Genomic DNA, 868 nt, shown 5'->3' with positions numbered 1-868 from the left:
ACAAACGCGGCATGGCAGAGCAGATAGTCCTCCATGTTCGGCTCGTAAACAACCTTGTATTTTGTGCCGTGGAAGATACGCCCGATCAACTGTTTATTGGAGGTTGCATCCGGCAGCTGTCCGATGGTGATCTTTTTCAGGTCGATGGAGACCACCCGGTCAACCTCCCGATGCCCCGCAGAAAGCGCAAAGGCAAACAGGACGTTCTTCCCCGGCAGCGCCGCCGCCAGCGCCCTCGCCTGCACATTGTTCCCCACAAAAACGATGTTCTTCGTCCGGTTCGCCCGCAGCGTGTCCAGAACGGAATCCAGCTGTGTATAGCGCAGGACCACAAAGATCACATCGTACATTGCATCCGGTGCAAGTTCAGTCACCACCGGAATGCGGCTGACCGAGGTGCGGAGCGAAAATTTGTCCTTGATCCGCAGGCCGTTCCGCTTGATCTCCGCTGCCCAGTTTCCTCGCGCAAGCAGGGTGATATCCTTTCCGGCGCGCAGCAGATTTCTTGCCAGATTGCACCCCAGAACGCCTGCACCATATACCAGAATTTTCATAGCTTGCCTCCAAATCCGATCTTCACGATCTGCATTTTCATCCCATTGTCCCCTACCTTGGCGAGAAACCGGAAACAGCCGCTGATAGAAGGATTTCATAGGTTCCTCCCTCAGTGAGTAAAAATAGTCATCATTGCCGCCAGCACCATCGCTATGACTGCCATGCCCACCGTGCCGAACAGCCACTTTTTCTGCTTGTCTTTTGCGGTGATGTACGGCTTCAGATCTTCTGTTCCAGGGATCGTCCATGCGTTCGTGTGCCCCACCCAGTAGCCATCGATCAAAAAGCGGTCCATGAGATTCATAACGGACAA

1 protein-coding gene and 2 pseudogenes are annotated in these 868 nt (G+C 54.1%); all 3 read right to left on the bottom strand.

All coding sequences use genetic code 11. The annotated features are described in order from the left end of the window. On the bottom strand, nucleotides 1-554 hold a 554-nt coding region (locus WMO20_RS14405), incomplete at its 3' end, for a ketopantoate reductase family protein (RefSeq protein WP_349187309.1). Beyond that, a pseudogene (locus WMO20_RS14400) lies at nucleotides 551-649 on the bottom strand (class I SAM-dependent methyltransferase); the annotation flags it as partial. The gene WMO20_RS14405 and the pseudogene WMO20_RS14400, both read right to left, overlap by 4 nt. 15 nt (nucleotides 650-664) lie before the next feature. Continuing rightward, nucleotides 665-868 (bottom strand): annotated as a pseudogene (locus WMO20_RS14395) (hypothetical protein); the annotation flags it as partial.

It is taken from the genome of Faecalibacterium intestinale (assembly GCF_040096575.1).
In the GTDB taxonomy this organism is placed as follows: Bacteria; Bacillota; Clostridia; order Oscillospirales; family Ruminococcaceae; genus Faecalibacterium; species Faecalibacterium intestinale.
This window is presented reverse-complemented; position numbering and strand designations above follow the sequence as displayed.